The organism is Pseudarthrobacter woesei (genome assembly GCF_055412745.1).
In genome coordinates this window covers 92,476-116,524 of record NZ_JBVAYU010000001.1, presented here as the reverse complement: position 1 = coordinate 116,524, position 24,049 = coordinate 92,476, and the positions used below count along the sequence as shown (strand labels likewise).

Annotated in this window: 23 protein-coding genes and 2 tRNA genes; 9 read left to right on the top strand and 16 right to left on the bottom strand. The window is 64.1% G+C overall.

What is annotated here, in order from left to right; translation table 11 throughout:
• The first annotated feature begins 5 nt into the window (after positions 1-5).
• On the top strand, positions 6-1,943 hold the full coding sequence (gene pknB / locus ACZYZE_RS00540) for a Stk1 family PASTA domain-containing Ser/Thr kinase (RefSeq protein WP_459318465.1): 1,938 nt from the start codon (positions 6-8) through the stop codon (positions 1,941-1,943).
• A gap of 15 nt (positions 1,944-1,958) precedes the next feature.
• On the opposite strand, the gene ACZYZE_RS00535 is transcribed toward pknB, so the two are convergent.
• Both ACZYZE_RS00535 and ACZYZE_RS00530 read right to left on the bottom strand, forming a co-directional pair.
• On the bottom strand, positions 1,959-2,600 hold the full coding sequence (locus tag ACZYZE_RS00535) for an aminodeoxychorismate/anthranilate synthase component II (protein WP_459318467.1): 642 nt from the start codon (positions 2,598-2,600) through the stop codon (positions 1,959-1,961).
• A 170-nt stretch (positions 2,601-2,770) separates the two neighbouring features.
• Positions 2,771-2,920: a hypothetical protein gene (locus ACZYZE_RS00530; RefSeq protein ID WP_463905642.1), complete on the bottom strand. Its 150-nt coding sequence runs from the start codon at positions 2,918-2,920 to the stop codon at positions 2,771-2,773.
• 186 nt (positions 2,921-3,106) lie between these two features.
• Between ACZYZE_RS00530 and ACZYZE_RS00525 the strand changes: the two genes are divergently transcribed.
• Positions 3,107-3,361, top strand: coding sequence for a cell division protein CrgA (locus ACZYZE_RS00525; RefSeq protein ID WP_459318469.1), 255 nt, complete (start codon positions 3,107-3,109; stop codon positions 3,359-3,361).
• Positions 3,362-3,483: 122 nt separating this feature from the next.
• A complete protein-coding gene (locus ACZYZE_RS00520) occupies positions 3,484-4,089 on the top strand; it encodes a DNA-3-methyladenine glycosylase I (protein WP_463905640.1) in 606 nt (201 codons plus the stop codon).
• Positions 4,090-5,166: 1,077 nt separating this feature from the next.
• Here the strand turns inward: ACZYZE_RS00520 and ACZYZE_RS00515 are convergent.
• The gene (locus ACZYZE_RS00515; protein WP_459318471.1) at positions 5,167-6,048 is read right to left on the bottom strand and encodes a rhomboid family intramembrane serine protease; all 882 of its coding nucleotides are present in this window, start codon (positions 6,046-6,048) and stop codon (positions 5,167-5,169) included.
• A 9-nt stretch (positions 6,049-6,057) separates the two neighbouring features.
• The gene (locus ACZYZE_RS00510; RefSeq protein ID WP_459318472.1) at positions 6,058-6,603 is read right to left on the bottom strand and encodes a peptidylprolyl isomerase; all 546 of its coding nucleotides are present in this window, start codon (positions 6,601-6,603) and stop codon (positions 6,058-6,060) included.
• A 155-nt stretch (positions 6,604-6,758) separates the two neighbouring features.
• On the opposite strand from ACZYZE_RS00510, the gene ACZYZE_RS00505 reads away from it, so the two are divergent.
• Positions 6,759-7,748: a hypothetical protein gene (locus ACZYZE_RS00505; RefSeq protein ID WP_459318473.1), complete on the top strand. Its 990-nt coding sequence runs from the start codon at positions 6,759-6,761 to the stop codon at positions 7,746-7,748.
• A 222-nt stretch (positions 7,749-7,970) separates the two neighbouring features.
• Complete coding sequence (locus tag ACZYZE_RS00500) at positions 7,971-8,846, top strand: glycosyltransferase family 2 protein (RefSeq protein WP_463905638.1); 876 nt, start codon at positions 7,971-7,973, stop codon at positions 8,844-8,846.
• 2 nt (positions 8,847-8,848) lie between these two features.
• Here ACZYZE_RS00500 and ACZYZE_RS00495 read toward each other — a convergent pair whose 3' ends face one another.
• The gene (locus tag ACZYZE_RS00495) at positions 8,849-9,763 is read right to left on the bottom strand and encodes a DMT family transporter (protein ID WP_459318475.1); all 915 of its coding nucleotides are present in this window, start codon (positions 9,761-9,763) and stop codon (positions 8,849-8,851) included.
• A gap of 115 nt (positions 9,764-9,878) precedes the next feature.
• Here ACZYZE_RS00495 and ACZYZE_RS00490 point away from each other — a divergent pair, with 115 nt between their 5' ends.
• Positions 9,879-10,247 carry a cupin domain-containing protein gene (locus ACZYZE_RS00490; protein WP_463905636.1) on the top strand — a complete coding sequence of 123 codons (369 nt, stop codon included), beginning with the start codon at positions 9,879-9,881 and terminating at the stop codon, positions 10,245-10,247.
• Between the two features lie 79 nt (positions 10,248-10,326).
• Here ACZYZE_RS00490 and ACZYZE_RS00485 read toward each other — a convergent pair.
• The 11 genes from ACZYZE_RS00485 to dnaA form a co-directional block, all read right to left on the bottom strand.
• Positions 10,327-10,402, bottom strand: a tRNA-Ala gene (locus tag ACZYZE_RS00485).
• Positions 10,403-10,473: 71 nt separating this feature from the next.
• Complete coding sequence (locus ACZYZE_RS00480) at positions 10,474-10,626, bottom strand: DLW-39 family protein (RefSeq protein WP_459318517.1); 153 nt, start codon at positions 10,624-10,626, stop codon at positions 10,474-10,476.
• 34 nt (positions 10,627-10,660) lie between these two features.
• A tRNA-Ile gene (locus ACZYZE_RS00475) sits at positions 10,661-10,734 on the bottom strand.
• 98 nt (positions 10,735-10,832) lie between these two features.
• Complete coding sequence (locus ACZYZE_RS00470; RefSeq protein ID WP_459318477.1) at positions 10,833-11,447, bottom strand: DUF3566 domain-containing protein; 615 nt, start codon at positions 11,445-11,447, stop codon at positions 10,833-10,835.
• Entirely contained in the window at positions 11,444-14,155 is a 2,712-nt protein-coding gene (gene gyrA, locus ACZYZE_RS00465) for a DNA gyrase subunit A (protein ID WP_459318478.1), read from the bottom strand. The genes ACZYZE_RS00470 and gyrA overlap by 4 nt, the downstream gene beginning before the upstream one ends.
• 60 nt (positions 14,156-14,215) lie before the next feature.
• Complete coding sequence (gene gyrB / locus ACZYZE_RS00460; RefSeq protein WP_459318479.1) at positions 14,216-16,306, bottom strand: DNA topoisomerase (ATP-hydrolyzing) subunit B; 2,091 nt, start codon at positions 16,304-16,306, stop codon at positions 14,216-14,218.
• A gap of 411 nt (positions 16,307-16,717) precedes the next feature.
• Positions 16,718-17,281: a DciA family protein gene (locus tag ACZYZE_RS00455; protein ID WP_463905634.1), complete on the bottom strand. Its 564-nt coding sequence runs from the start codon at positions 17,279-17,281 to the stop codon at positions 16,718-16,720.
• Positions 17,278-18,486 carry a DNA replication/repair protein RecF gene (gene recF, locus ACZYZE_RS00450; RefSeq protein ID WP_463905632.1) on the bottom strand — a complete coding sequence of 403 codons (1,209 nt, stop codon included), beginning with the start codon at positions 18,484-18,486 and terminating at the stop codon, positions 17,278-17,280. Before recF ends, ACZYZE_RS00455 begins: the two co-directional genes overlap by 4 nt.
• Before the next feature lie 26 nt (positions 18,487-18,512).
• Positions 18,513-19,397: a phosphogluconate dehydrogenase (NAD(+)-dependent, decarboxylating) gene (gene gnd / locus ACZYZE_RS00445; protein ID WP_463905631.1), complete on the bottom strand. Its 885-nt coding sequence runs from the start codon at positions 19,395-19,397 to the stop codon at positions 18,513-18,515.
• Between the two features lie 102 nt (positions 19,398-19,499).
• On the bottom strand, positions 19,500-20,624 hold the full coding sequence (dnaN, locus tag ACZYZE_RS00440; protein ID WP_459318483.1) for a DNA polymerase III subunit beta: 1,125 nt from the start codon (positions 20,622-20,624) through the stop codon (positions 19,500-19,502).
• Positions 20,625-21,167: 543 nt separating this feature from the next.
• Positions 21,168-22,589: a chromosomal replication initiator protein DnaA gene (gene dnaA / locus ACZYZE_RS00435; protein WP_459318484.1), complete on the bottom strand. Its 1,422-nt coding sequence runs from the start codon at positions 22,587-22,589 to the stop codon at positions 21,168-21,170.
• Between the two features lie 465 nt (positions 22,590-23,054).
• Between dnaA and rpmH the strand changes: the two genes are divergently transcribed.
• From rpmH to yidD, 3 genes are read left to right on the top strand one after another with little or no spacing between them, the layout of a single operon-like run.
• On the top strand, positions 23,055-23,192 hold the full coding sequence (rpmH, locus tag ACZYZE_RS00430) for a 50S ribosomal protein L34 (RefSeq protein WP_062008104.1): 138 nt from the start codon (positions 23,055-23,057) through the stop codon (positions 23,190-23,192).
• 41 nt (positions 23,193-23,233) lie between these two features.
• Positions 23,234-23,644, top strand: a complete 411-nt coding sequence (rnpA, locus tag ACZYZE_RS00425; RefSeq protein WP_459318485.1) for a ribonuclease P protein component — start codon at positions 23,234-23,236, stop codon at positions 23,642-23,644.
• On the top strand, positions 23,637-24,044 hold the full coding sequence (gene yidD / locus ACZYZE_RS00420) for a membrane protein insertion efficiency factor YidD (protein ID WP_459318486.1): 408 nt from the start codon (positions 23,637-23,639) through the stop codon (positions 24,042-24,044). The genes rnpA and yidD overlap by 8 nt, the downstream gene beginning before the upstream one ends.
• Positions 24,045-24,049: the final 5 nt, after the last annotated feature.

Below are 24,049 nucleotides of genomic sequence, written 5' to 3'. Positions count from 1 at the left end.
TCATGATGACTAATTCACCCCGCACACCGTCGCACAGGGAGGACCGCCGCCCCGTGAACACCCAGCGCGTCCTCAGCGGGCGCTACGAGCTGGGTGAATTGATCGGCCGCGGCGGCATGGCCGATGTGTTCCGCGGTACCGACACGCGCCTGGGACGCACCGTCGCGGTGAAGCTGCTGCGCCCCGACCTGGCCAGGGACCCCCAGTTCCAGGCCCGGTTCAAGCGGGAGGCGCAGGCTGTCGCCGCGCTCAACCACCCCTCCATCGTCGCCATCTACGACACCGGGGACCATGCCGTGCCCGGCGACCACGAGGACACCGTCCGGGTGCCCTACATCGTGATGGAGTTCGTGTCCGGGAAGACCATCCGCGATCTCATCCGGGCCAAGGAAGTCACAATCGATCAGGCGATCGACTTCACCCTGGGTGTCCTCTCGGCGCTCGACTACAGCCACAAGGCCGGAATCGTCCACCGCGACATCAAACCGGCCAACGTGATGTTCTGCCCGGACTCCAACAGCGTCAAAGTCATGGACTTCGGCATCGCCCGCGCCATGGCGGACTCGGGTGCCACCATGACGCAGACCCAGGCGGTGGTGGGGACCGCCCAGTACCTGTCACCGGAGCAGGCCCGCGGCGAGACCGTGGACGCCCGCAGCGATCTCTATTCCGCCGGCTGCCTGCTGTACGAGATGCTGACCGGCCGTCCGCCGTTCGTCGGGGACAGCCCGGTGTCGGTGGCCTACCAGCATGTCCGGGAGATCCCGGAACTCGCCAGCAGCCTGAACCCGGAGATTTCCGAAGCCCTGGACAGCGTCCTGATGAAGGCCCTGCAGAAGAACCGTGCGGACCGTTTCCAGGATGCCGCGGCCTTCCGTCGGGCGCTCCGGGCCGCGCGCAGCGGCGTCGGCGTGGCACCCCTCGCCGCCAGTGAGGCCCCGACCGACCCGAACGACACCGTTCCGTCGTCGGACGGCACACCGACGGCCGCGTTCACCGTGACCGGCGCGAAGTTCCTCGACGAGTCACCGGGCGGCAGGCTCCGGCCCTCCCACGACACGCTGGGTGATGACAATTCCTTGCCGGCCCAAAGCTATGGCGTCTCGGACACGGGCAGCCTGCCCCTTGTCCTCCCGGCCGAACGTGAACCCACCCCGCATCAGAAGTCACGCCGCCGGACCTGGATCACCACCCTGGCCATCCTCACCGTCCTGGTTTTGACCGGCGGCGGCCTGTGGCTCTACAACATGATGAACCAGGCCCCGCCGCCGGTGGCTAAAGTCCTGGTTCCAACGGTGACGTCGCTGACGGAGTCCGAGGCGCTGCAGAAGCTCTACAACGTTGGACTCAGACCCCAGCTCAACCGGATGCAGGATGAGACCATCGCCAAGGGCAGTGCGATCGGCACGGCGCCTTCCGCTGGAAGCTCCCTGGACCCAAATTCGACCATCACGCTCAACATCTCCGAGGGCCCAAGCGTCGTCACCATCCCCGCGGATCTGCCCGGCCGGACCGAGGCGGCCGCGCGCGATGTCCTGCGCCAGAAAGGCCTCACCGGCGCGCCGGGGACCACCATGGCCAACAGCCCTACGGTGCTCGCCGGGATGGTGATCACTACCAACCCCGCTCCGGGCCAGAATGTGGCCGCAGGCAGCACAGTGGAACTTATCGTCTCCACCGGAAAGGTGGCCGTGCCTCAGCTCATTGGTAGGCCACAGGCTGAGGCGGAGGCTGCCCTGAAAGAGCTCGGACTGGTCCTCAAGGCCACGGAAGTCGAGAATTCCCAGGTGGAACCGGGGAAGGTCACAGGCCAGAGCGACGCTGCGGACGCCCAGGTCGAGCAGGGGAAGACCATCACCGTCACGGTGGCCAAGGCCCCGGCGCCCCCGCCGACGCCAACACCGACGCCAACACCGACGCCTTCGCCGACCGCCAGCAAGTAGGACTTGGCCCTGGCGTCAGTGCTTGATCAGCGGGCTCAGTTCCGATGCCCGCTGCGCGGCGCCGGCCATGCCCAGGGACTCGAGCCAGTTGCCGAGCATCTGGTAGCCGCCCTCGGTCAGCACGGACTCCGGGTGGAACTGCACTCCGCAAAGCGGTGCGGTGCGGTGTTGCAGCCCCATAACGACGCCGGTCCCGGTCTCGGCGGTGATCTCCAGGACCTCCGGAATGCTCTCCCGGACGGCCGCCAGGGAGTGGTAGCGGGTCGCCGTAAGGGGGGAGGGTAGGCCTGCGAAGACGCCGGTCCCGCGGTGTTCCACAAGCGAGGTCTTGCCGTGCATAAGCTCCGGGGCATGGGTGACGGTACCGCCGTAGGCCTCGGCCAGTGCCTGGTGCCCCAGGCACACGCCGAGCATCGGCTTGTCGTGGCTGCCGCACCACTTGATCAGTTCGATGCAAACCCCGGCCCCGGCGGGGTTTCCCGGGCCTGGCGAGATGAGAACGCCGTCGCGCGCCTCCGCCAGTTCCATCGCCTCGGCGAGGGTGACGTCATCGTTCCGGACGACGGTAGTCTCCGCGCCGAGCTCCTGGAGGTACCCCACCAGGGTGTACACGAAGCTGTCATAGTTGTCGACGACCAGAATCTTGGTTGTGCTCATGGGTGCCTTGCCGAACCAATCGTTGAATCAGTGAACTGGGTGAATTGTGCCATCCAGGGAAAAAGGAACTGAACCATCAATACCAGCACCCCGGCAGCCAGCACCAGCGCGGTGACGACGTGAAGCCACAAGGGCCTCGGAAGACGGCGGAACATCCACGCGTAAACGGCTTAGCCCGCCCCGAGGGCGCACCCCAGCTGCCACGCGATGAACAGCAGGAGGACCACGCCTGCGGTGATGAGCAGTTCAGCCAGGACACGGACGGCGCGGGAGAAAATGCCGGTGCCGCGGGCGGACCCGGCGGCGGATCTCTCCGGCAATTGCAGCACTCCGGCTTCTCTTCCTGGACGGTCGCGGCGGACACGGGCATGACCCGAACTACAGCTAGAATTGGCTGCGAGTAAGCATTCACCCTTGACCAAGAGCGTGTTGACCGCCGGCGTGTTACCTCCTTGCAGGATATCAAGCCGGGGTGCCGCTCCTGTTCCAGCCGTCTAGGAGGACCCGTGCCCGAGTCAAAGCCGCGTAAGAGGACTGCCCGCGCCACGCCGCAGACTTCGGCCGCGCAGGCCAACAAGCCCAACGCGGTCTGGTTCAAGCCGGTCATGTTCGGCCTGATGATCATTGGCCTGCTCTGGATCATCACCTTCTACATCAGCGAGGGTGTCTATCCGGTGCAGGCCTGGGGTGCAGGCAACATCATGGCTGGCTTCGGCATCGCCATCGTCGGCTTCCTGATGACCACCCGCTGGCGTTCCTGAACTGACCGCCGGCCAGTCCGGCGCCGCCGTCTCCCGGCCTGAGGATGCCCCCGTCCCCGTTGCAGCCTGAAAATGTGGCTGCCGCCGCAGAGCCCGTGTGGCAAATACTGGTGAGGAAGAGCATGGCTCCGGGCATCAACGGCACCGTGATCGGCGAGGACGGCCTGGCGCGTCCCGTGTGGGCGTCGGTCGACCCGATGCTGCGCGAGTACTACGACACAGAGTGGGGTCTTCCGGTCCGCGATGAACAGGGCCTGTATGAACGCATCAGCCTCGAGGCCTTCCAGGCAGGGCTGTCCTGGGCCACCATTCTCCGAAAAAGGCCGGCCTTCCGGACCGCGTTCCACGACTTCCACCCTGAGACGGTTGCGGCTTTCACCGAGGCCGACGTTGAACGCCTGCTGCTGGACGCCGGGATTGTCCGGAACCGGCTGAAGATCCGGGCGGCCATCACCAACGCCCAGGCAACGATTGCCCTGAGGAACGACGGCGGCCTGGTGGACTTCGTCTGGGCGTTCCAACCGGAAACCACACCCGAGCCGACAGCCCACGACCAGATCCCCACGACCTCGGCGGAATCCATTGCGCTGTCCAAGGCCCTCCGCACGCGGGGCTTCGCCTTCGTCGGACCCACCACCATGTACGCCCTGATGGAAGCCATCGGGATCGTCGACACCCATCTGCTCGACAGCCATCGGCGCGGCAGCTCCGGGGTCTGGACGCGCTGACCACCCTCGTTGTGGCTGTCCGGTGGCTGTGCACAACCCGGCACAAGTTATCCACAGCTGTTGAAAAGTCCGGCGGGGCCGGCAGCCCGGGAGGCCGCAGACCAGCACGCTGGGGCCGTCCCCAGACTAATCCCACGGCGAGGCCAGAGTGCCGTGTGAGTTATTAACACTGTGGATTGTCTGTGGACAAGCTACCCGGCCGGCCAGCGGAGCTGCGTCCGCCGGCCGGCGTCGATTTTTTCGGGCGGGCACCGGTGAAGGCCGGGACACCCGAGAGTTATCCACTTAACAACACAGCTGTACCCACAAGTTATCCACAGTTGGGGATAACGCCCCGCCCGGGGCGGTTCCTGACCCGTTCAGAGGCCCGGGGCAGGCAATGTGGGGCGGGATGGTTTGATCATCAAGTTATTAACACTGTGAATAACCCTGTTGAAATCAGATCACGACGAGGACAGGCCTGGACGGTACGGCCAGTCATTGCAACGATCTCCCCGCCACGGCTCGCGGTGGGCCATCCAGAGCGAGCACCGGACCAGGAGTTGTCCACTTAACCACAGGCCGCCCAGCCGGAGTTATCCACAATTGTGGACAGAGTCGGCAGTGTCGGTCGGAAATCGCCAGTTGTGGCCGTCAGATCCGGGAAGCCCAGATGAACTACACCCATGTAAGTTACCAACAGTGTGGATAACCCCTGTGGACAACTTTCGCGGTGTGTGCGGGCCCGCCAACCTGGGCCGGATTTGCAGTCATTCAGTGGATCCACGGCGCGAAACGGTCCACGACCCGGGGTGGCCAGGCGCAGCACGAACGACGGGACCCGCATGGGAACACGGCCGGAACGCTGCCGCCAGGCGGGCGGAGGGGCGGCCGGAGGGCACGCCACAGGCAGCCGGAACGCAGCAGGGAAGGCACGCGGCGCACGGCAGCCGGAACGTGGCCGGAGGGCAATGCGGCAGGCGACATGAGGGGTGAGGTCACGCGGGAGCTTGTGAAAAGCCCGCACACAGGACGCGTTGGGGCGGCTCAGGCAAGGCCCCGCGGCCTGTTTTAGCGGCGGGGCGTGCAAGGGCTGGCCTAGGCGATGGACATCCGGACCACGGTGGCGGCGATCAGCAGGGCGAAGACGAGCACGAGGCCGCCGGCCTGGAGCAGGCCCTGACGTTTGCCGCGGGGCGTATAGGCGATGACGGCAGCGCAGAGGGCTCCCGTGACCAGGCCACCCAGATGGGCCTGCCAGGCGATTTGGGGGACCATAAAACCGACCACGCCGTTGATGGCAATCAGGACCCACAACTGCCGTGTGTCACCGCCGCGGTGGCGCTGGACCACGAGCATGGCCCCGAAGAGGCCAAAGATGGCACCCGATGCTCCGACGACTCCGGTCAACGGCTGGCCGGGGATGTAGGCGGGCGTCAGCAGGAGGAAGCCTACCGACCCGCCAAGGGCGGAGAGCAGGTACACGGCCAGGAACCGGATGCGGCCCAGCAAGGGCTCCAGGGCCTGGCCGAAGATCCACAGCGTGTACATGTTCAGGACAATGTGCAGGATGAAGCCCTGGGAATGGAGGAAGGCAGAGGTCACCATGCGCCACGGCTCGAACACGCCGTACTCAGGAGTGGCATACACGGTGGCGAAGGCGAGGTTCCCGTAGATCACGTCGCCGGGCATCAGCCACTGGAGCGCGTAGAGCACGGCACACACCGCGATGATGCCGAAGGTGACCACGGGCCTGCCGGTGGCCACGGCCCCGCCGTAGACGGTCTTGACATCCGGCGTCGTACGTTTTGTTTCGTTGACACAGTCAACGCACTGGAATCCGACGGCGGCCGCCCGCTGGCAGTCGGGGCACGCAGGGCGCCCGCACCGCTGGCAGCGCACATAGGCGGGCCGGTCCGGGTGCCGGGGGCACACCGGGATTTGCGCGGACGGCTCTGCCGCCGGAATTCCGTAGCTCATGGGCTGGGCTTAGAGCTTTTCTATGTCAATGCTGTTGATGGTGACGTCCTCGACGGGACGGTCGCCCGTGCCGGTGCGGACGCCCTCGATGGCGTCGACGACCTTCTTGGAGTCCTCATCGGCAACCTCGCCAAAGATGCTGTGCTTGCCCTGCAGCCAGCCGGTGGGAATGGTGGTGATGAAGAACTGGGATCCGTTGGTGCCGCGGCCCATCTGGACGCCGGCGTTCGCCATGGCCAGCTTGTAGGGCTCGTTGAAGGTGAGCTCCGGATGGATCTCGTCGTCGAACTTGTAGCCGGGTCCGCCGACGCCGCGGCCCAGCGGATCGCCGGCCTGGACCATGAAGTCCTTGATGATGCGGTGGAAGATGGTGCCGTTGTACAGCGGTGTGCCCGTCTTGTCCTCGCCCGTTTCCGGGTGCGTCCAGGCCTTCTCTCCGGTGGCCAGTCCGACGAAGTTTTCGACGGTCTTGGGGGCGTGGTTACCGAAGAGGTTGACGACGATGTCGCCCTGGCTCGTGTGGATGGTTGCTTTTGCAGTTGCGATGGCAGTCATAGGCCCTATTCTTCCATGACGGGCCAATACACACAGGGGCGGACGGCCAGTTCCGCGCTGGGTGAAATCGGCCCCAAATCGGGCTGAAGAATAGCCGGTGAGGTCTGGGACACGTAGGCTAACTGCAGAACCGTCACATTAATCGGGAGGTAGTTGTGAAGAAAACGGACCGTATTGCCCGTGAGCTGGAGCAGTCAGTCAGCACTGGAGTAGAGAACGCCAAGGACTGGGCAGCCCCGAGGGTTGAAGCAGCAGTCAATTGGGCTGTTCCGCGTCTGCAGCATGGCCTGGATAGCGCTTCTCCCAAGATCCAGGAAGGCCTCAAGTCGGCGGCCCACAATCTGGCCGACGGCGTTGCCACGGTCACCCCCCGGATCCAGGACGGCCTGGCCCAGCTGGCGCCGAAGATCAACGACGCCGTCGACTCCGCCGCCCCGAGGCTCCACGAGGCCCTGGACAAGGCGACGCCGGTGATCGCCAACGCCCGCGACCGCGTCGTCGTCGAATACCTGCCCAGGCTCTCGGACCAGATCGGCCAGGCCTCCGACGCCGTGCACCGCACCCTGGAAGGCGCGCCGGCCCATGTGGATGCCGTGGCGCAGAAGCTCGTTGACTCAGGCGTCGTGCACAACATCCAGGAGCAGGCGCAGAACGCCGGCCAGCAGCTCAAGGTCGTAGCCAACAAGGCAAGCAAGGCCGTCGGCGGCGAGATCGCCAAACCGCAGAAGCCAAAGCACCGCGGACTGCTGATTTTCGGTGTCATCGCCGCTGCGGCTGCCGCCGGAGTTGCCGCCTGGAAGGCTTCCAAACCGATCGAGGACCCCTGGAAGACGCCGGCGCCGGTAACGCCCGCACCGGTCCCGGCCACCACTGTCAAAGAGGTCAAGGATTCCATCAGGGAAACCGCCGGCCAGGCAGGCACCGCGGCTGTAGCCGCGGCGGACAAGGCCTCCGACGTCACCGCTGATACCGCGGATTCTGTGTCCGACGCTGTCCACGATGCCGCAGACAAGGCCAAGCATGCCGCAGACGACGCCGTCGAGGATGCCAAGGCGGTCTCGGCCAAGGTTGCCACCGATGCGAAGACCGCCGTGCGGAACATTGCCGCCAGCCTCAACCACGACGCGGACAAGAACGGCAAGTAGCTGAGATTTCAGGCCGCCTTCGGGCCGCCGATGGGGGAGGGATTGCGCCGCCGGCGCGATCCCTCCCTTTCTTGTCGTGCCCTTTTCTTGTTGTGCCCTTTTTTGTCGTTCCCTTTTTTTGTCGTGCCCGCCCGATTCTTGTGGGATCCTTCCGAGGATCTTTCCCGGCTGAATGGCCGGGCTCCGGCGGTTGATTGTGGGGCAGGTGCTAAATTGAAGGGGATGTCACCCGAGAGATCCCCTGAGGATGCCCTACACCCTGCTGTGTTGCCGCCGGCCGTATCCATTGTCATCCCGGCGTACAACGAGGAAAGTGTCATCCGGCAGTGCCTGATCGCCGCCGTGTACCAGTCCGTTCCGGCGCACGAGATCATTGTGGTGGACAACATGTCCAAGGACCGCACCGCCGGGATCGTGCGGCAGATGCAGTTGGAATACCCGGAGAGTCCCATCATCCTGCTCAGCCAGGACAAGGACCAGGGCCTCATCCCCACCCGCAACTTCGGCCTCGACCGCGCCACCGGCGAGATCCTCGGCCGGATCGACGCTGATTCCGTGCTGGAGCCGGACTGGGTAGAACAGGTACAGAAGGCCTTCGCCGATGAGTCGGTCCACGCCGCAACCGGCCCGGTGGTCTACTACGACATGCCTATGCGCCGCTTTGGGCTCAAGGCCGACGACAAGATGCGGCAGCTGATGCTCAAGCTCGCCAAGCACCAGTATCATTTTCTCTTCGGGTCAAATATGGCCCTGCGCCGCTCAGCCTGGGAGATCATCCGCGGCGAGACGTGCCGGGATGAGAAGGATGAGATGCATGAGGACATTGATCTCTCCCTGCATCTGGCCGACCACGAGCTTCGGATCCAGTATTGGCCCCAGATGGTTTCCGGTATGTCCGCCAGGCGCCTCGAGGATTCGCCCCGCGACTACCGCTACTACGTGACGCGCTTCGACCGCACGTACAAGGCGCACAACGTCAAGAAAATGGCGCTAAAGGCCCCGATGGTCGTGTTCTTCTCCGTATACTTCCCGGCGAAGCTGCTGCGCGCCATCCACACGGTGAACACGGCCCAGCCCTCCCGACGCGGCGGCCAGTAGGCCTAGTCGGTTCCCAGCTCCGCGAGCCGGGCAGTATTGCGCTTCACCGATGGTGAACTGCGCTGCCCCATCACGACGACGGCGAGCCCCACCATGATCATCCCCAGCCCGGCGTAGGTTCCGGCCGGAAGCGTCTCGGACAGGAACGCGGCGGCCAGCAGTGCCGCGCCCGGAATCTCAAGCAGGATGATCATGGACACCAGCAGCGGACTCATCGTGGCGAGCAGGTGGTTAAAGGCTGTGTGGCCGATCAGCTGTGCGCAGACAGTGATGGCCAGGATACCAAGCCAGCCGGGGGCGTCGAACCCGGCCAGCGGCTGCTGGGAAAACAGCGCCAGCACCCCGACGACGGCGGCGCACATGCCGTAGCAGAGCGTCGTGTACACACCTGTGCTCATGGTCTGCCGGGCCTTCCCTCCCGCCAGTGTGTAGATTCCTGCCAGGGCCCCTCCTGCGACGGCGAGGAGGTCGCCCAGGAGCGCCCCGGGCGAGGTCCCCAAGTCGAACCCGGTGATGGCCCCAACGCCGCCGAAAGCGATGCCCAGGCCGGCCAGGACCGGCCAGCGGTGCTTGACGCCCCGGAACAGCTGGAAGATGGCGATCCAGCCGGACTGCAGGCAGACGAGGGCGGTGGCCGCGGCGACGGAAGTCAACTGCAGGGACGTGATGAAACAGGCGAAGTGCAGCGCCAGGGCGACGGCGGCAGCCAGGGACCAGCGGAACTCCCTGCCGGTGACGCGGCCGAACTTCCGCGGGTTGCGGACCAGCACCGGCGCGGCCATAACGGCCGATCCGATTGCGTTGCGCCAGAAGGCGATGGCAAGGGCGCTGACCGAGGTGGCGCCCAGGGTGGCGGCAATGAGGGGGCCGGAGGATGCCACGCCGAGCACTCCCAGGGCTGCTAGCAAGAAGTTCACGGTCCAACAGTAGTGGGACGGGAACGTGGCGGCGGACACCGCATACATCCTTGACCGTGGCAGGCGGGGGTGCCAGTCTTAAATCCGGTCTCACCCATCCACAAAGGAGATCATGATGGCGCCAATTGTCCGCAAAAGTCTGGATAAGCCGGAGGAAACCCGACCGGTCAAAGACGGGATGGGCCAGGTGGAGCTCGTCAATCTCGACGCTGGCGCTGTGGCACGTGCCACCTTCCTGCCAGGGTGGAAGTGGTCCCAGCATGTGAAGCCGATCGCGCAGACGGACAGCTGCATGGTTGCCCACAAGGGCTATACCGTCTCAGGCCGTCTCAAGGTTGTTATGGACGACGGGGAAGAGAGCGAATTCGGTCCTGGCGACTTCGGCGTCATCCCGCCGGGCCACGACGCGTGGGTCGTAGGGGACGAGCCCTACGTCTTCATCGATTGGCAGGGCATGGACGACTACGCCAGGCCCAAGGAATGAGGCCGGCCTGCTCAGCTTCCCCGGGTTGCTGGCATACAAAAAGCCCCGGACCGCGTTTCCGCGGTCCGGGGCTTTCCTATGGTGGAGGCACGGGGACTCGAACCCCGAACCCCCTGCTTGCAAAGCAGGTGCGCTACCAATTGCGCCATGCCCCCATAAGAAGCAACCCGACAATCATACCCTAGTTCGATGAGCTGCTTTCCAGCTCCCGTTCCGGGATTCCGGCTCAGTCAACCGTATCGGTCGACCTGCTCCAGACTGCCTTCCGGGCTTCGGATTCCTGTACTTTCCGGTAGAGCAGGATGCCTGCGATCGTAGCTGCAACAACCAGCAACTTCTTCACACGCACCCCCTTCTGGTTCGGGCGGACCTGAACCATCACTAATTCCCTACCTGAACCTGTACTGGTTCCGTGGGCGTACCAGGACTTGAACCTGGGACCTCTTCGTTATCAGCGAAGCGCTCTAACCGCCTGAGCTATACGCCCCGATGCCTCATCGGGCCGAGATACGACTTTACAGCACATCCCGGCCCGATCTCAAATCGAGGCATTTCCCCGCAGAAAATCGGGGAAAAGTGCGGGTTTTAGTCGTCCGTGAGCGTAACGCCGATGCCGCCGACGAGCGTGGCGGAGATGTTGTACAGCACGGCTGAGAGCATGGACAGGGCCGTCAGCAGGACAACGTTGATCACGGCGATGATGGTGGCAAAGGAGGCCACTTGTCCCAGCGAGGCGACCTTCTTCAGTTCGAAGCCGCCGCCTTCGGAACCCGCCAGGGTGCCCAGCAGGCTATCCACCTGGTCGAAGATGCCGGTCAGGTCCAGGACCGTCCAGAGCACGATTGCGGCGACGACGGTCACGATGCCCAGGGCAACGGAGAGCAGGAACGCCATCTTCAGCACGGACCAGGGGTCCACCTTGCTTACCAGCAGCCGCGCGCGGCGCACCTTGGCCTTGGGAGCCGGTTTGATGAGGCCTGTTGTGCTCTGTCCCGGACGCTGCCCGGGTGCCGCGGGACGGCCCTGGGCGGGGCGCTGCCCGGGTGCCGGCGGCCGCTGTCCCGGGTCGGCGGCTGCGCCGGACACGCCGGGGCGCTGCTGCGGCCGCGACGGCGCACTCACCCGCGGTGCGGATGCGGGCTGGCGCATTCCGCCGGGAACGCCGCTGTTCGGCTTGGGATATGAGTCGGAATTACTCACTCGTTACCTCCGGTGTTGTCTTCGTCCAGCTCGGCATTCCCCGATGACTCATCTGACGCCGGGGCCGGTGCTGATTCTGCCGCTGCGGACCCCTCGTGTGATCCGCTATCTTCAGCCAACGTTACGTCATCCGGCGCCGATGGCTGACTTTCGGCATCGCCGTCGTCGCCCGCTTCGTCCGTTTCGAGGCCGCGTTCGATGTTGCGCGCCACCTCAATAATGCGGTCGTTCTTGTCCGGCTTGGCAAAGATAACGCCCATGGTGTCGCGGCCCTTGGCGGGCACTCCGGCAACCGATGAACGCACAACCTTGCCGCCCTCCATGACCACCAGGACCTCGTCCTCTTCCTGGACTATCAAGGCACCGACGAGGTGTCCGCGTTCCTCCTGGTACTTGCCAACCTTGATTCCGAGCCCGCCGCGGCCCTGGAGGCGGTATTCCTCCACGGCGGTCCGCTTGGCGTAGCCACCCTCGGTGACGACGAAGACGAATGAACCGTCCTTCACGACGTCGGCCGCCAGCAGTTCGTCGTCCTCGCGGAACTTCATCCCGGTGACGCCCGAGGTTGCCCGGCCCATCGGCCGAAGGGCCTCATCCGTGGCGGTGAAGCGGATGGACTGGCCCATCCGTGACACCAGCATCAAGTCATCGGTTTCCGAGACCAGCTGGGCCGAGACGAGCTCGTCGCCGTCGCGCAGGTTGATCGCGATGACGCCGGCGGAACGGTTGGTGTCGTAGTCCTCCAGCCGGGTCTTCTTGACCAGGCCGCGCTTGGTCGCGAGCACGAGGTACGGCGAGTGCTGGTAATCGCGCAGGTCCAGCACCTGGGCAATGTGCTCATCGGGCTGGAATGCCAGCAGGTTGGCCACGTGCTGGCCCTTGGCATCACGGCCCGCTTCGGCGAGTTCGTACGCCTTCGCCCGGTAGACGCGGCCCAGATTCGTGAAGAACAGGAGCCAGTGGTGCGTCGTTGTGACGAAGAAATGCTCGACGACGTCGTCACCGCGCAACTGCGCGCCCTTGATGCCCTTGCCGCCGCGCTGCTGCGAACGGTAGTTGTCGCTGCGGGTGCGCTTGACGTAGCCGCCGCGCGTGATGGTGACGACCATTTCCTCTTCGGGGATCAGGTCCTCCATCGACATGTCACCGTCGAAGCCCAGCAGCACCTTGGTGCGGCGGTCGTCGCCGTGCTTGGCCACGATCTCGGCCAGCTCGGTGCTGATGATCTCGCGCTGGCGCTCCTCGGAGGCCAGGATCGAGTTGTACTCGGCGATCAGGGCCTCGAGTTCGGAGTGGCGGTCCTGGATCTTCTGGCGTTCCAGTGCCGCAAGCCGGCGAAGCTGCATGTCCAGGATGGCGCGGGCCTGGAGTTCATCGATGTCAAGGAGCTGCATCAGTCCGTCGCGGGCGGCCTCGGTGGTGTTGGAAGCCCGGATCAGGGCGATGACCTCATCCAGGGCGTCGAGGGCCTTGAGCAGGGCACGCAGGATGTGTGCTTCCTCCTCGGCCTTGCGCAGGCGGTAGCGCGTCCGGCGTGCAATGACATCCATCTGGTGGGTGACCCAGTGGCGGATGAAGGCATCCAGGCTCAGCGTCCGGGGCACCCCGTCGACGATCGCCAGCATGTTGGCGGCGAAGTTGTCCTGCAGCTGGGTGTGCTTGTAAAGGTTGTTCAGCACCACCTTGGCCACCGCGTCGCGCTTGAGCACAATCACGAGCCGCTGGCCGGTACGGCCCGAGGTTTCGTCGCGGAGGTCAGCGATCCCGGAGATTTTGCCGTCCTTGACCAGCTCGGCGATCTTGATCGCCAGGTTGTCGGGGTTCGCCTGATAGGGCAGCTCGGTGACCACGAGGCAGGTACGGCCCTGGAGTTCCTCGACGTTGACGACGGCCCGCATGGTGATGGAGCCGCGGCCCGTCCGGTAGGCATCTTCAATGCCCTTGTGGCCCAGGATGGTAGCGCCGGTCGGGAAGTCGGGGCCCTTGATGCGAACAATCAGCTCTTCGAGCAACTGCTCACGGCTGGCCGTGGGGTTCGCCAGGTACCACTGCACACCGTCGGCCACTTCGCGGAGGTTGTGCGGCGGGATGTTGGTTGCCATACCGACGGCGATACCCGAGGAACCGTTGACCAACAGGTTGGGGAACCGCGCCGGCAGGATGGTGGGTTCCTGGTTCTTGCCGTCATAGTTGTCCTGGAAATCGACGGTTTCCTCGTCGATGTCGCGGACCATTTCCATGGCAAGGTGGGCCATCTTGGTTTCGGTGTACCGCGGTGCTGCTGCGCCGTCGTTGCCGGGTGAGCCGAAGTTGCCCTGACCCAGCGCCAGCGGGTAGCGCATGGTCCAGTCCTGGATCAGGCGGACCAGCGCATCGTAGATGGCCGTGTCACCGTGGGGGTGGTACTGGCCCATGACCTCACCCACCACGCGGGCGCACTTATTGAAGGAGCGCTCCGGGCGGTAACCGCCGTCGAACATCGCGTACAGCACCCGACGGTGGACGGGCTTGAGGCCGTCGCGGACGTCCGGAAGGGCCCGACCCACGATCACGGCCATGGCGTAGTCCAGATAGGAGCGCTGCATTTCCGTCTGCAGGTCCACCTGTTCGACGCGGTCGGTCAGCACATCGGTGTCAAGAACTGTGCCTTCGAGCACGGCTTCGGGACCGGCGGATTGGGCCGGAACCTCGGGTGTTTCGTCACTCATAGTCTATATTTTCCGTTTCAGGTATATATCGGTTCAGGAATATTTAGCTCTTGGTGGTGGCTAGATATCGAGGAACCGAACGTCCTTGGCGTTCTGCTGAATGAAGTTACGGCGGGCTTCCACGTCCTCGCCCATCAGTGTGGAGAAGGTCTGGTCCGCCGCCAGGGCGTCGTCCATCGTGACCTGCAGCAGGGTTCGGTGATCCGGATCCATGGTGGTGTCCCAGAGCTCCGTGTAGTCCATTTCGCCGAGACCCTTGTAGCGCTGGATGCCGTTGTCCTTCGGAATGCGGCGTCCCGCGGCCTGGCCGGAAAGCAGCCGTGCGTCGCGCTGGCGGTCGCTGTACACGTAGTCGTGCGGGGCATTGGACCATTTGATCCGGTACAGCGGCGGCTGGGCGAGGTATACGTAGCCGTTCTCGATTAGCGGCCGCATGTAGCGGAACAGCAGCGTCATCAGCAGCGTGGTGATGTGCTGGCCGTCGACGTCGGCATCGGCCATCAGAACGATCTTGTGGTACCGCAGCTTGGCCAGATCGAAGTCTTCGCCGATGCCGGTACCGAAAGCGGTGATCATCGACTGGACCTCGGTGTTACCCAGGGCCTTGTCCAGCCGGGCGCGCTCCACATTCAGGATTTTGCCGCGCAGTGGCAGGATGGCCTGGGTCTCCGGGTTGCGGCCGCGCTTGGCGGAACCGCCGGCGGAGTCGCCCTCCACGAGGTAGACCTCGCACCTGGCAGGATCCTTTGAGGAGCAGTCCGAGAGCTTGCCGGGCATACCGAAGGATTCCAGCGGGCTCTTGCGGCGCGCGTTGTCGCGCGCCTTGCGGGCGGCCATCCGTGCCTGGGCCGCGGAAATGGCCTTGCGGATCACGTCACGGGCCGGGCCGGGATTGCGTTCCAGCCAGTCGCCGAGTCCGTCGGTGACGACGCGCTGGACGAAGCCCTTGACCTCGGAGTTGCCGAGCTTGGTTTTGGTCTGGCCTTCAAACTGCGGCTCGGCCAGCTTGACCGAGATAACGGCCGTCAGGCCTTCGCGGATGTCGTCCCCCGTGAGGTTGTCGTCCTTTTCCTTGATGATGCTCTTCTCCCGCGCATAGCGGTTGATAAGCGAGGTCATCGCGGCGCGGAAACCCTCTTCGTGGGTTCCACCCTCGTGGGTGTTGATGGTGTTGGCGTAGGTGTGGACGCTCTCGGAGTAGGCATTGGTCCACTGCATCGCCATTTCCAGGGCGATGTGGCGCTCGGTGTCCTCGGTTTCGAAAGCGATGACGTCCTCGTGGACCACATCGACCTTCTTGCCGGAGTTCAGGTGCTTCACATAGTCCAGCAGCCCGTTGTCGTACTGGTAGACCACGGTGTGGAACTCGGCGGGGACTTCCCCGTCGGTGGGAACGGTGTCCAGATCCAGGTCCGCGTCCTCGGACGGTTCCTCCGGGGCGCGGCGCTCATCCGTCAGGGTGATGCGCAGGCCCTTGTTCAGGAAGGCCATCTGCTGGAAACGGGCGCGCAGCGTTTCGAAATCAAATTCCGTGCTCTCGAAAATGCTCTCATCCGGGTAAAAAGTCTGGGTGGTGCCGGTCTCGTCGGTTTCCTCGCCCTTGGTCAGTCCGCCCTGGGGCTTGCCGCCGTCGGCGAAGGACATCCCCCAGACGTGGCCCTGGCGCCGGACCACGGTGTCGACGCGGCTGGACAGCGCGTTGACCACGGAAATACCCACGCCGTGCAGGCCGCCGGAAACGGCGTAGCCGCCGCCGCCGAACTTCCCGCCCGCGTGCAGGATGGTCATAACGACTTCCACGGTGGGCTTGTGCTCGGTCGGGTGCATGTCAACCGGGATGCCGCGGCCGTTGTCGACCACTGTGACGCCGCCGTCGGCGCGCAGCACGATTTCGATGTGTGTGCAGTAGCCGGCCAGCGCCTCATCGACCGAGTTGTCCACCACTTCGTATACGAGGTGGTGCAGGCCGCGGGGCCCGGTGGAACCGATATACATGCCCGGCCGTTTACGGACAGCTTCGAGTCCCTCGAGAACCGTGATGTCGCTCGCGCCGTAGCCATGACGTGTATCGGCCTCCGCCGGCGCGTCTGCCGTCACCGCGTCTGCCGCTAGGGGTTCCACTGCCGGGATGTCTGCATTGTCGTTAGCCACAGGCGCTGTCGACTCCTCTGTATTCGTTGAAGGCCGGCCGAAGCCGCTCCCCGGGGGGAAGGGCTCCGGCCAACAGGCACGTCACTGATGACACCGGCTGTTCCGCTCGAGGAGTCGTCTGCCGCACGCGGGTATTGCGTCGGAAACGGACTCAGTCAACGTTTCACCGGCGCCCAGTTATCTGCCGCAATTCTACCGTGTGAGAGAGTCGAATCCCGCATTGTAGGGCATCAAACGGCAAGGAAAGTGCCGCTGGGAGGCCGTAGGCTCTGCCTGCAAGGCTCCAGGGGTCCCATCCTAGGGTGCCTATACGGCCCCGGGTCGCCAAAGCGCCCTACACGCCGTTTGCGGATTTTTCAAGAGTTTTGCAAGGAGTGCTTCACATCCGGGACCTTGCGGACACCACCCAGGTTATCCGTACGTGTCCCGGGGGCCGCGTCCGTTGACCGTTCGGGCACCCTTCCGCCAGCTCGGCGCCGCTGGTCCCAGCACCTGGATCTTCGTTACGACGCCGTCGCCGAGTTCCGTCCGGAATTTCTCCAGCAGGCTGAAGCTGAGCAGGCGCAGTTGGGTGGCCCAGGCGGTGGAATCGCACCGCACATGCAGGGTGGTGTCGGTGAAACTCTCCGGGGTGCAGTGGGCGGAAATCTCCGGACCGACCAGGGTGGCCCACTCCGCCATGACCGAGCCGACCGCGACGGGTGAGGTCCAGCCGCGCTCGGCCACGAGACGGCCGACGACTTTCCCAAGTCCCAGCGGGTCACGGCCCGTCCCGTGGAATTGACCGAATCCCCGGGTTCCCGTTGAACCGCGGCCGGGTTTCTGCGGGCTGGAACCGGGGCGCGGCGGGGATTTACGCCGGATCTCGCCGCGGGCCGCGGCGGCGTCGCGCATTCTGTTCAGCGCCGACTGGGCAGCGTCGATGTCGTCCGGATCCCTGCCAGGCTGCAGCCCCCCGTCGGTATCCTTATTCATCGAGCTTCCGGCTCATCGATTCCTCCCGGGATTACCGTCACCCGCCGTCCGGCCAGTTCCGCCGGGATATCGTCCTCGACGGCGGCGGTCACCAGCACCTGCTCGGCGCCGGAGACTATTGCCGCCAGTTTACGCCGCCGCTGGACATCGAGTTCGGCAAAAACGTCGTCCAGGATCAGGATCGGCGCCGATCCGCCGGTGCGGGCGTCGTCCAGCATCACGTAGTACGAGGCAAGTCGCAGGGACAGGCAGATGGACCAGGTCTCGCCGTGTGAGGCGTAGCCCTTGGCCGGTGCCGTCCCCAGCACGAGTTCGAGTTCATCGCGGTGCGGTCCCACCAGCGAAATCCCCCGTTCCACTTCCTTGCGGCGTGACGCCGCGAAGGCATGGACGTAGCGGTCCGTGAGTTCGTCGACGGAGAGCCGGCGGAGATCCTCCTGCCCGGCCGGTTCGGCGGCGGCGGTCCCGAAAGCGGCCGGGGCGCCGTCGTCGTCGTCCATCACATTCTGCAGCGTGGACCGGTAGACGGCACCGGCTTCCTTGGATCCGTCGGTGAGCTGCGCATACGCACTTTTCAGGTGCGGCCGGAGCCGTTCGACCAGTTCAAGCCGGGCATGCAGCAGCTCCGCACCGGCCCGGGCCATGTGCTGGTCCCACACATCAAGGGTGGCCTCGTGGCCCGCAGTGAACTTGCCTGCCCTGGCCGATTTGAGCAGCGCATTGCGCTGTTTCAGCACGCGGTCGTAGTCGACGCGGGTCGCGACATGCCGCGGAATGAGGCTGACCAGGAGTTCATCCAGGAAACGCCGGCGATTGGAGGGATCGCCCTTCACCAGCGCCAGGTCTTCCGGCGCAAACAGCACCGTCTGGCAGATTCCGAGGATGTCCCGGGCCCGGACCGGGTTACTGCGGTTGATCCGGGCGCGGTTGGCGCGGGCGCTGTTGATTTCGAGTTCGAGCGTGGTGGACTGGTCGCCGCGGACCAGTTTAGCGCGGATCATGGCCCGTTCGGTGCCGAAGCGCAGCAGCGGCGCATCCGAACTGACCCGGTGGGAGCTGAGCGTCGCGAGGTAGCCCACCGCTTCCATCAGGTTGGTCTTACCAATGCCGTTGGATCCCACCAGGACCGTCACCCCGGGCGCCAGGCTGAGGTCCACCTGGGCATAGCTGCGGAAGTCTGTGAGTGAGAGTTGTTCTAGGTACACGCCGGGTTCAGGATTTCCGGGCTGGACTATTTGGCCGGACGGGTGGCATGTCCGCCGAACTGGTGGCGCAGCGCGGAGACCATCTTCATGGCCGGCGAGTTGTCTTCGCGGGAGGAAAAGCGGGCATACAAGGCGGCAGTGATGGCCGGTGCGGGAACCGCGTTGGCGATCGCTTCCTCCACCGTCCAGCGCCCTTCGCCTGAATCCTCGACGTAGTCGTCGATGGATTCCAGGCCGGGATCCTCGTCGAGGGCCTTGACCATGAGGTCCAGCAGCCAGGACCGGACAACCGTTCCTTTTTGCCATGCACGGAAGGTCCCGGGCAGATCGGTGACGATGTCCTTCGCGGCCAGGAGCTCGTAGCCTTCGGCATAGGACTGCATCAGTCCGTATTCGATCCCGTTGTGGACCATCTTGGCGTAGTGGCCGGCGCCGATTCCGCCGACATGGACGAAGCTGTCGGCGCGGTCGCCGTCGGGCCGGAGCACATCGAAGACGGGCAGGGCACGCTCGATGTCCGAGGCGTCGCCGCCGGCCATCAGACCGTAGCCGTTCTTGAGGCCCCAGACGCCGCCGGAGACGCCGCAGTCCGCGAACCGGATGCCGTGTTCGGCCAGGGCCGCTCCGTGTTTCTGGTCCTCGGTGAAGCGGGAGTTGCCGCCGTCAATGACCAGGTCGCCGGCGTCGAGCTTCTCGCCGAGTTCGGTGATCACGGCGTCGGTGATGTCACCGGAGGGAACCATGACCCAAATCAGGCGGGGCGCCGGGACGGCGGCGATCAGTTCGGCCAGGCTCCCGACGTCGGTGACGTCCGGGTTGCGGTCAAAGCCGGTGACGTCGATTCCACCCTTGCGCAGCCGTTCGCGCATGTTGAAACCCATTTTTCCAAGGCCGATCAGTCCGATGTGCACGGTATGAACTCTCTTCTGCGCTGGGGGTGTCTGGGTGGACCGCCACCCAACTAACTCGCAGCAGGGGTCGTTTTGAGGCTTCAAAACGGCCCCAACTGCCAGCTAGTTGGGCAGCCGTACCGGCATAACGAGGTAGCGGTAGTCGCCCTGGTCTTCGCCATCGGCATCGTGCTGGGCCGTGATCATGGCCGGTTTGGGGGCCGATGTGAACGAGAAGCGCACGAACTTGGTTTCGATGACACTCAGGCCTTCGATCAGGTAGTGCGGGTTGAAGGCGACGGTGATGTCCTCGCCGGTGAGCTGGGCTTCGAGCTCTTCCGAGGCCTGGGCATCCTCACCGGTTCCGGCGTCGAGGTGCAGTTGGCCCTGCGTGAACGCGAGCCGGACCGGGGTATTGCGTTCGGCGACGAGCGAGACACGGCGCACAGCTTCGACGAGTTCCGAGGTCTGCACGGTCGCATGGATTGGGGTGGAATCCGGGAACAGCGAGCGGATCTTCGGGTAGTCGCCGTCGACCAGGAGCGATGTTGTGGTGCGGCCGCCGCTTTCGAAACCGATAAGGCGGCTGTCGTCATCGGCGAGGGCAAGGTGGATGTCGCCGCTGCTGCCGAGTGTCTTCGCTACCTCGTTCAGGGTTTTGGCCTTGACCAGGGCGCTGGTGGAAACTCCCGGGGTGACGGGTTTCCAGGGCAATTCGCGCATGGCCAGACGGTAGCGGTCCGTTGCCAGCAGCGTGATGAGATCGTCCTCGATCTCCATCCGAACACCGGTGAGGATGGGAAGAGTGTCGTCCTTGCTGGCAGCAATGATCACCTGTGACACGGCCTGGGCGAAGGAATCGCCCGGAACGGTGCCGCTGATCGGGGGAAGCGCCGGTAACGGCGGGTATTCGGCTTCCGGCATGGTGGCGAGGTGGAAGCTGCTTCGGCGGCAGGTCAGGGTGACTTTGTTGCCATCGGTCTCAACCTCGACGGGTGCGGACGGCAGGCTGCGGCAGATGTCTGCCAGCAGGCGGCCGGAAACCAGGATGGTGCCCTCCGTGGTGATATCAGCGGCGATTTCGAGCCTCGCGGAGGTCTCGTAGTCGAAGCTCGAGAGGCTGACGGTGCCCGCTTCAGCCTTGAGCAGCAGGCCTGAAAGTACGGGGACTGGCGGCCGCGGAGACAACGACCGGGCGGTCCATGTCACGGCTTCTGCCAGGACGTCCCGTTCGACTCTGAACTTCACGGAAGGGTGCCACCTTTCATTGCTGCTGTCATCGCGAAAAAACCGGCCCAACTGGCGCTGGGAATCACAAAAGATGTCCAGGACGGACACACTGCAGACAGCTTAGCCGCAAGAAGTGTGTTTCTCCCATCCTCGGGCTAACCCCGGGGTTGCATCCGCGTGGTTCATCCGGTTCATCCCCGTCCGTCGTCCCGTCGGGTTTTGGTCGGGGACCGGGACGGGCCTGGGCCGGTCTGGGCGGTCGGATCGAAGTTGTTATTTGAGGGAATTTCATTTCTTAGGGATTAGTAGTGTTAATAACTGCTGTGGATACTGTGGATAACCCTGTTTGGCGGTGCAGATCCGGGGTTAAGCCCTGTTCATGGACTGTGGGTGGAGAAGGTTTTAAACAGGGTGTGGATGGGGATAACATTTTTGGCCCCGGCCTTGATCCACAGGCGGCTTAAGGGTTTTAAGCCCATTAAGCGCGGTTGTCCCCTTAACTATCCACAGGGTTGTCCACAGGTGCCTGTTAATAAGGGACAGACTGCGCGGCGGGACGGCTCAGGAATTGCGCTGTTGTTGCTTGATTCGGTTGGTCAGCTCGGTCACCTGGTTGTAGATGACCCGGCGCTCGGCCATCAGCTCACGAATCTTGCGGTCAGCGTGGATTACCGTCGTGTGGTCGCGGCCGCCGAGTTCCTGCCCGATCTTGGGAAGCGACATATCCGTGAGCTCGCGGCACAGGTACATGGCGATCTGGCGTGCGGTCACCAGGGTCCGGGTGCGGGACTTGCTGCAGAGCTCTTCCATGCTGAGCTTGAAGTAGTCGGCCGTCTGGGTGAGGATCTGCGCGGAGGTGATCTCCTGGGCGCCGTCATCGGTGATGAGGTCCTTGAGTACCATTTCGGCCAGGGCCACGTCCACCGGCTGGCGGTTCAGGCTTGCGAAAGCGGTCACGCGGATCAGGGCGCCCTCGAGTTCGCGGATATTGCTGGAAATCTTCGAAGCGATGTATTCCAGCGCGTCATCCGGGGCGGAGAGTCCTTCGCTGAGAGCCTTCTTCCGGAGGATCGCGATCCGGGTTTCCAGTTCCGGCGGCTGGATGTCCGTCAGCAGACCCCACTCGAAGCGGGACTTCATCCGGTCCTCGAAGCCGGCGAGCAGCTTGGGAGGCTGGTCTGAGGTGATGACGACCTGCTTGTTGTTGTTGTGCAGGGCGTTGAAGGTGTGGAAGAACTCCTCCAGCGTGCGGTCCTTGCCGGCCAGGAACTGGATGTCATCGATCAGCAGGACGTCGACGTTGCGGTAGGTCGTCTTGAAGCTGGTGCCCTCATCGTCACGGATGGAGTTGATGAAGTCGTTGGTGAATTCCTCGGAATTCACGTAGCGGACGCGGATTCCGCTGTAGAGACGGCGGGCGTAGTGGCCGATCGCATGCAGCAGGTGTGTCTTGCCGAGCCCGGAGTCACCATAGATGAACAGCGGGTTATAGGCCTTTGCCGGTGCTTCGGCCACGGCGACGGCGGCCGCGTGCGCAAACCGGTTGGAGGAACCGATCACGAAAGTGTCGAAGACATACTTCGGATTGAGGCGGCCGAATTCGTGGGATGTGCTCGGCAGCATGGGCTGCGGCTTCAGTTCCACGGTGGGATCGGCGACGCGGGAAAGCTCGACGGCGGGTTCAGGCTCGGTGTGCAGCGGCACCAGATCGGTGTCGACGTCGATGGCGCAGCGGATTTCGTCGGAGAAGACGTTCCGGAGGGCATCGTCGAGAGCTTCCTTGACCTGGGTCTGCAGGACCTCACGGGTGAGCTCGTTCGGCACGGCTACCAGGAGGGTGGATCCGATGAGTCCCTGTGCCTGGGCGAGGATGACGAAGCCGCGCTGCCGCGGGGTCACACGGTGGTCGTTCTCCAGCAGGCTCACGACCCGTCGCCAGGAACTTCCGACAGTGTTGGCTTGGTTGGCTTCGTCTACTGTCATCAATCAGTTCCTCAAACTTGCTTGCCTGCATTATCTGCAGCCACAGGGCCCGAACCAGTGTGCTGGCGCCGGCTTAATCCACAGGGTTATGCACAGTCCGTGGATATTTGGCTACTGGGACACTCTAGGGGATGAAAAACCTAGAAGATAGCTAGGGTCAGTCCTGTGGATAATCACACCGTTGTAGTTCGAAATCGGGGCCTGTGAGCCACTTCATCCACAGGCTGTGGAGGGAGTTAGCCACAACTGGGGAAAGGTTGTGAAGTGTCCCTCAGTTTGACTCGGGAGGCCCAAAAGCCCTAACGTTGTGAAGTCCTTAGTGTCAGCTTTTCGCCCTCATCAGAATCTCTCCCCGACGCCCCGCGTCTTGTGAGTCGAGGGAAGCGGCACATACAAAACTTAGCGTCGACCAGTTCTTCCCCTTGATCGGGTGGGCGCACCTTTGATCCCACTGGAGTAACTAACGTGAGCAAGCGGACTTTTCAGCCGAATAACCGCCGTCGAGCCAAGAAGCACGGCTTCCGCCTTCGTATGCGTACCCGTGCCGGCCGTGCCATCCTGGCAGCCCGTCGTGGCAAGGGCCGCATCGAGCTGTCGGCCTAAATAACTGACTCGTCGGTCCACCTCCCTGTGCGAGTTGAACGGTGCTAGCCACCCGTAACCGTCTGAGGACTTCAACCGATTTTTCCACAACTGTACGTTCCGGTGTCCGCAATGGACGCCGGAACGTAGTGTTATATACGGCGGCTCTCGCTGCCGATGAACCAAGCCGGATCGGATTCATCGTTTCCAAGAGTGTCGGGAACGCTGTGGTCAGGAACCTCGTTAAGAGGAGACTGAGAGAAGCCGGTGCCTTGTCGTTGCAGAAATACGGCAGCGGGTTCGCGATCGTGGTACGGGCTTTGCCCGCCGCGGCGGGTGCCAGCTGGGACCAGCTGCTCTCGGACTATGACGCCGCCTTGGATACCACGATGAAACGGCTGGGCAGCCGCCTTCCACAGGCTGCTTCTTTAGTTTCTGACGAGACAACACAGGAAGGGACACCGCGTGCGTAACTCAACAGCCGCCGTCGTCCCGGTACCTAAATCTGCGCTGGAATCCGCAGCAGCCTGGCTGGGCCGGGCAATCTGGAACCTGCCCCGCAATATCCTCATTCTGCTCCTGCTGGCGTACCGCAAGGTGATCTCACCGCTGTACGGGCAGGTTTGCCGCTTCTTCCCCAGCTGTTCGGCCTACGCCCTCGAGGCGATCACCGTCCACGGCGCCGTGAAGGGAAGCTGGCTCGCGGGCCGGCGCCTGCTGCGCTGCCATCCCTGGAATGCCGGCGGAGTGGACCATGTTCCCGCCGGTCATCGCGAATGGCCCGAAAACCGCACCCCCACAATTGTTGTGCTGAACAATCCGGACAAGTACCTGGCTGCTCGGTCTGATGGAGAAGGCCGCAATGCGGCCTAACGAAT